At 74.9% G+C, this 6,000-nt stretch carries 5 protein-coding genes; all 5 read right to left on the bottom strand.

Features of this window, described 5'->3' with window-relative positions; genetic code table 11:
• Positions 1 to 25: 25 nt before the first annotated feature.
• The 5 genes from MTQ10_RS02490 to MTQ10_RS02470 all read right to left on the bottom strand — a co-directional run bounded on the left by MTQ10_RS02490 (position 26) and on the right by MTQ10_RS02470 (position 5,808).
• The gene (locus MTQ10_RS02490) at positions 26 to 1,465 is read right to left on the bottom strand and encodes an FAD-dependent monooxygenase (protein WP_247461703.1); all 1,440 of its coding nucleotides are present in this window, start codon (positions 1,463 to 1,465) and stop codon (positions 26 to 28) included.
• 60 nt (positions 1,466 to 1,525) lie between these two features.
• On the bottom strand, positions 1,526 to 2,683 hold the full coding sequence (locus MTQ10_RS02485) for an MAB_1171c family putative transporter (RefSeq protein ID WP_247461701.1): 1,158 nt from the start codon (positions 2,681 to 2,683) through the stop codon (positions 1,526 to 1,528).
• The gene (locus MTQ10_RS02480; RefSeq protein ID WP_247461699.1) at positions 2,680 to 3,906 is read right to left on the bottom strand and encodes an MAB_1171c family putative transporter; all 1,227 of its coding nucleotides are present in this window, start codon (positions 3,904 to 3,906) and stop codon (positions 2,680 to 2,682) included. Before MTQ10_RS02480 ends, MTQ10_RS02485 begins: the two co-directional genes overlap by 4 nt.
• On the bottom strand, positions 3,903 to 4,412 hold the full coding sequence (locus MTQ10_RS02475) for a toxin (protein WP_247461697.1): 510 nt from the start codon (positions 4,410 to 4,412) through the stop codon (positions 3,903 to 3,905). Before MTQ10_RS02475 ends, MTQ10_RS02480 begins: the two co-directional genes overlap by 4 nt.
• A gap of 94 nt (positions 4,413 to 4,506) precedes the next feature.
• Positions 4,507 to 5,808 carry an MAB_1171c family putative transporter gene (locus tag MTQ10_RS02470; protein WP_247461695.1) on the bottom strand — a complete coding sequence of 434 codons (1,302 nt, stop codon included), beginning with the start codon at positions 5,806 to 5,808 and terminating at the stop codon, positions 4,507 to 4,509.
• Positions 5,809 to 6,000: the final 192 nt, after the last annotated feature.

Below are 6,000 nucleotides of genomic sequence, written 5' to 3'. Positions count from 1 at the left end.
CGTAGTCTCGTGGGCTCGGAAATGTTTATAAGAGACAGCCCGTCCCGCCCCCCGTCCCGTCCAGCTCCGCGAGGATCTTGCGCTCGGCCGGGGTCAGCGGCGGTCCCGCCAACGGCGGCAGCAGCGGCCCGGCGAGCGCGGCGAGCAGCGCGTCGGGCCGCAGCAGCCGGCTCGGCCCGGTCCGCATGCTCGTCACGTCCCACAGCGCCCGCGCCGCGCCCGGCGACGACGCCGCCGAGCCCGTCAGCCGGCGCGAATAGCCGCTGACGAGACGGTCGGCGAGGTTCGGCCGCCCCCCGCGCACCTGCGGGAAGAACACGTCCTGCCCCACCGCCGACGCCCACGCCGCCTCCACCACCCGCGCCGCCCGCCGCTGCACCCGCCGCGCCAGACCCGGCGCCACGGGCCCGCCGCGCTCCAGCTCCCGGCGCAGCTCCACGGCACCGATCGCGGCGACCGACATGCCCTGCCCGTACGCCGGGTTGAACGTGGCCACCGCGTCGCCGAGCACCATCAGCCCCTCCGGCCAGGTGCGCAGCCGCTCCAGATAGCGGCGCGTGTTCTTCGTGCTGCGGCTGACGTGCACCTCACCGAGCGGCTCCGCACCGGAGATGAGCTGCCCGACGATCGGGTGCGGCAGATCCAGCGTGTACCGCAGGAAGCTTTCCGCGTCCGCCGGCGGCTCCCCGCCGCCGCGTGTCCCCGCCAGGCTGACCATCCACCGGCCGCCCTCGATCGGCAGCACCATGCCGCTGCGTCCCGGCCTGCCCCCGTACGGATCGGCCTGAAGCACCGTCAGCGGGAAGTCCTCCGCGCCTTCCGGCGTGCGGTACAGGCGGGTGGCGTTGACCAGGCCGACGTCGATCGTCCGCTCCCGCACCCCACCGATGCCCAGCTCCTCCAGCCAGGCCGTGATCCGCGATCCCCGCCCGGACGCCTCCACCACCAGGTCGGCGGCGAGTTCCCGCTCCGCCGCGGTGCCGTCGTCGTCCGTGCCCGGCACGATCCGTACGCCCGTGACACGTGCCGCCGAACCCGCGAGCCCCTCCGCCCGGCCCCGTTCGATCCGTACCCGAGGGAACCGCTCCAGCACCAGGTCCCGCACCACCCAGTCCAGCAGGGCCCTGCTGCACGTGACCATGCGCGGCCCGCCGTCCCGCCAGCGGCGCAGCCAGCCCTGCGCGGTCCACGCCACCATGCCGGACCCGAACGCCACCTCGTGCGCGCCCGCCTCCAGCAGTCTCTCGCGCACCCCCGCGCCCGGTATCAGTTCCTCCATGGCCTCCAGGCCGCCCGGCATCAACAGATGCGCGTGCCGGCCCTGCGGCACGCCCCTGCGGTGCGCCGGCCCGTCGGGCAGGTCGTCGCGCTCCACGACGACCACCTCGTCCACGGCGGCCGACAAGGCCGCCGCGGCGAGCATTCCGGCGAGGCCGGCTCCGACGACGACAGCTCGGTAGGGCATGGGGCTCCTTCGGATCGGCGGGCGCGTGCGCGGGGGGAAAGGCCGTGGGGGAGGCGGCACTTACCGTACCTGCGACTCCCTCGGCGTCCAGGGGCAGCCCGGCAGTGCCCGCGCCAGCTCCACCAGCCCGCTCGTGCCGGGGACCTCCGTGGCGTGCAGCCGGTACGGGCTCGGGGCGTCCAGCGGCGGCTCGTGCGCGGCGGCCCGGCGGGCGGCGGCGGCCAGCATCGCCGCCTCCGCGTCGATCCGCGCCTGATGCGGGGAGCGGCCCGCGCGCAGCGCCGCGTCCAGGGCTCGCGTACGGACGTCCTCGTCGAAGTAGGGCGCCAGCGCGAGCAGCGCGTCATGGATGGACACCTCCCGCCAGCGCAGCCGCTCCTGCGGCAGCCACCACCACGCGGTGCGCGGCTGCGGCGCGGTCGAGGCGAACCGCACCGCGGCCCACAGCGGGCGCAGCTCCCGGTGCTCGCCCAGTCCCCGCCACTGCGCCACCGCCGCCGGCAGCAGCCGCGGCAGCACGAAACCCGCCGAGCAGAGCAGCGCGGCCAGGGACGCCAGCGGCGGGGCCACCGTCGTGGACAGGAAGTCCAGGTCGTGCCCGGTCCAACGGGCCACGACCGCAGTCGACTTGGTGGCCTGGAAGCCCAGCAGGTCCAGCAGCGCACCCGCCAGGATCAGCCGCAGCCCGGTGCGCAGCAGCCCGGTGACCTCCCGCCCCCACTTCACGCACACCGCGCACATCGCGACGAGCGCGGCACCGTGCCCGGTCAGATACAGGGCGATCATCTCGCGCAGCCCGGGCGTCGTCGCGTAGTAGGTGTCGAGGTCGGTCAGCCGCTCGGTGCGGGCGTCGCCCAGGGCGAACAGCACGACGATCGCCACGATGAGCGCCGCGTAGGCGGCCATGCAGCGCAGCACCAGCCTGCGCACCCGCTCGCGGGGCCCGCCGCGCCAGTTGACCAGCAGCACCAGCAGCGAGCAGCTGTACGCCGAGAGCATGCCGTACGTCAGCGGCGCGCCGAAGTTGGGGACACCGGTGAGGTCGTTGACCGCGGACAGCGTCAGCGGGGCGGCGCACACGAAGACGAGGGAGCCGAGGACGATCGCCGCGCAGGTGGAGAGCGCCAGCGGGTCGCGCAGCGCGCCGGGACGGCGCCGGAACAGCAGCACGGACGAGAACCCGAAGACGCCGGCCGCCAGATACACCACGAGGCTCATACCGGGCGCACCTCGTTCACGCCGGTGACACCGGTGCCCGGCCCGGTCCGGCGCAGCCTCTGCCGCAGGTCGGCGACGAGCGCGGACTGCCGCAGCGCGTCCGCGACGGCGGCCAGGTCCACGGGCCCGGCGTCCGGGCCCGCGGGGGGCGCCGCGAGCATCAGCGGCGGATCACCGGCCGCCGGCCGCGCCCCGGCGCCGGTCCCGTCGCGCAGGGCCGCCTCCGCGATGACCGCGGCCCAGGCGGTGGCCTCGGCGCGGGGCGGGTCGGCGGTGGCGCGCAGCGCGGCCTCACGGGTCTCGGCGTACAGCCGCGGGTCCCAGGTGCCGTCCAGGTAGCCGAGCGCGTTCTGCACGCTGGTCTGACGCCACATCAGCAGGGCGTGCGGGGAGGACCAGCGGGGCCGGGGCAGCCGCAGGGCGCGCCGTGAGAGGACGCCGTCCAGTTCCCGTTCCAGCGGTGCGAGACGCGCGTACGCCCGCCGTGCCCGGTGCCGTTCCGCGAGCCGGGGCCCGGCCAGCGGCAGGAGGATGCCGGCGGAGGTGAGCAGCGCGCCGAGCCCGGCGGCGGCCGGGGAGACGCCGGTGTCCAGCGCCGACCAGTCGCGCCCGGACCAGCGGGCGGTGACCGCGACGAGCTTGGCGGTGCTGAAGACGGCCGTGCACAGGGTGCCCGTGCCGAGGGACAGCAGTCCGGCGCGCAGCCAGCCGGTGACCTGCCGGGCCCAGGTGAGCGCGGAGACCATGGTGACGGTGGCGGCGACGAGATGCGCGACCAGGTACAGCACGATCATCTCGGCGATGAACGGCGTGGTGGCGTAGTAGGTGTCCAGGTCGGTGCGGCGTTCCACGGGCGCGTCGCCGAGCGCGAACGTCACGGCGATGCCGAGGACGACACCCGCGTAGGCGACCGTCCAGCGGCGTGCGACACGCCGTACGCCGGGCCCGCCTCGCCAGCGCACGATGAGGACCTGGGAGGCGGCGCCGTACGCGGTGATCGCGGCGTAGGTGAGGGGCGCGGCGAGGTTGGGTATGCCGCTGAGCCCGTTGACCGCGCCGACGGTGGGCGGCGCGCCGAGGAAGAAGCACAGCCCGGCCAGGCCGAGGACGGCGCAGATGGCCCGCAGGTAGGGGTCGTGCCGGTGCCGGACGAGGTCGGGTGCCTTCACGGCGAGTCCGAGCCACAGCACGCCGCAGCTGATGTAGTTGGTCAGGCCGTTCACCGGCGTGTCCCCCGATAGTTGAGGGCGGCGCCGATGCGGCCCGCGAGGTCCTGGGGGCCGTCGCCGCCGGCGGCGAACACCGAGTCGGGGGAGGCCTCCAGCCAGGCTCTGAGCCTGCGGCCCATCAGCATGCCGAAACGGTCCGCTTCCTGTTCCTCGGCCAGGGTGAAGTCGGTGCGGGCGGCGACCGGCCGGGGCAGCGACGGGGTGGCTCCCGGCGCCGGGGCGGGCTCCTCACCGGCGCGGTTCATGTGCCACACCTCGTGGCAGAAGATCACGATCTGGTGCCACACCGCGGCCCGCTTGTCGACGACGACGATGTCCTGGGCCTCGCGGGCGAGCCACAGTCCGCTCGCGGTGTGCGGGGGGAAGACCTCACGCTGGACGGTGACCTCGTGGCCGCGCCAGGCGCTCACGGAGTCGACGAGCGCGGCGAACAGCTGCTCGGGATCGGTCGGGAGCGGCACCCGTATCGGCTCGATGAGGGCGTCGGCCAGCCGACGCATCTCCCTGCTGGTACGCCAACGCACTGTTCTCGGCACCGTCCTGATGTGCTGTGGGGGGCATCTGTGCACTATCCCAAGGAGCGGGGGGAGCGCACTACCCGGGAGGCGGGTCGCCGACGAGGCCGGGGTCGCGGGGCGCGGCCCGGCCGGGCCGCCGGTCCGGGGCGGCGGGACCGGTGCGCGTGCCGTGTGCCCCGGCGAGCGCGCGGACCTCCTGGAGGACGTCGGGGCGGCGCAGCGCGCGGGAGACCGCGCCGATCTCCCTCAGCAGCCCGGCGGGGTCCACGCCGGCGGTGTCCCCGGCGGTCCCGGTGTGCTGTCCGCCGCGACGGGCCTCGGCGGCGTCCAGCAGGGTCACGGCGGCGGCGAGGGCGCGGGCCCGCTCGGGCGGGTGGCCGAGGGCGAGGGCGGCGTCCAGGGCGGCGCGCCGCAGCTCCTCGTCGAGGTCGCGGGCGAGCGGGAGGAGGACGTCGCGGATGAACGTCTCGCGCCGTACGAGACGCAGTTCCGGCGCGGCCCGAAGCTCGAACGGCACGCCCGAGCCGTGCACGGACCGTAACAGCCGGTACAGCGGGCGCAGTTCGCGGTGGGCGAGCCGGACCCGCCAGCGGTCCAGCAGGTACTGCCCGAGGTGCGGCAGGATGAAGCCGACCGCGAGGAGCACGGCGGACAGGCCGGCGACGGGCGGGGCGACGTTGGTGCTGAGGACGTCCAGGTCGTGGCCGGTCCAGCGGGCGGTGACGGCGGTGAGTTTCGCGGCGTCGAAGACGAGGTTGAGGGCGTAGCCTCCGCCGAGGAAGCTCAGCCCCCAGCGCAGCCAGCCGTCGAGGCCGTCGGTGCGCACCCAGTTCCAGATGAGCCGGCAGGTGATGAGCACGGCCACGCAGTGCGCGAGCAGATAGAGCAGGATCAGCTCGCGCATGTACGGCGTGTTGGCGTAGTACGTGTCGAGGTCGCGCAGCCGCTCCACGGGCGCGTCGGCGAGGGCGAACAGCACCCACAGCGCGACGATGACCGCCGCGTACGAGGTGAGGACGAGGCGGCGGGCGCGGCGGGTGGCGGCGGAGTGGGCGGGGCCGTTGCGCCAGGCGATGATCAGCAGCAGGCAGGCCCCGCAGAACGCGGTGAGCAGCGAATACACCAGCGGTGCCGCGAAGTTGGGGATGCCGGTGACGCGGTTGGTCCAGGCGATGGTGGACGGTGCGACGCACACGAACACCGCGCAGGCCAGCAGCAGCAGTCCGCCGACGGCGCGCAGCAGCGGGTCCTTCCACAGCCGGAGGATCGTCGGCAGTTTGACGGCCAGCGCGCAGGCGAGGACGGCTGTCGGGAACCACCAGAACGAGGTGTAGAAGTCGGTGACGAACGCCGACGGGGTGAGCGCCAGCCCTGCCAATCCGCCTCCTTCCGCCGCGAGGTGTTCCGAGCGTACGGGGCCGGACGTGTCCCCGTCACTTTCACCGGACGGGCGGGCCGGTGCGGGCCGTACGGACCGACCGCTTTTGGCCGCTCCGGGCACCCGTCGGCGACGTCCGGGGGGAAGGGCTTTCACCACGCGGTCGGGAAGTTCGTGCCGCACCCATTGACG

Source organism: Streptomyces sp. XM83C, from assembly GCF_023072675.1.
Classification (GTDB): domain Bacteria; phylum Actinomycetota; class Actinomycetes; order Streptomycetales; family Streptomycetaceae; genus Streptomyces; species Streptomyces thermocoprophilus.
This window is presented reverse-complemented; position numbering and strand designations above follow the sequence as displayed.

Excerpts from the sequence above, each read along its gene's own strand:
- MTQ10_RS02490 (WP_247461703.1), bottom strand. The coding sequence starts at position 1,465 with ATGCCCTACCGAGCTGTCGTCGTCGGAGCCGGCCTCGCCGGAATGCTC.
- MTQ10_RS02475 (WP_247461697.1), bottom strand. The coding sequence starts at position 4,412 with ATGCGTCGGCTGGCCGACGCCCTCATCGAGCCGATACGGGTGCCGCTC.
- MTQ10_RS02485 (WP_247461701.1), bottom strand. The coding sequence starts at position 2,683 with ATGAGCCTCGTGGTGTATCTGGCGGCCGGCGTCTTCGGGTTCTCGTCC.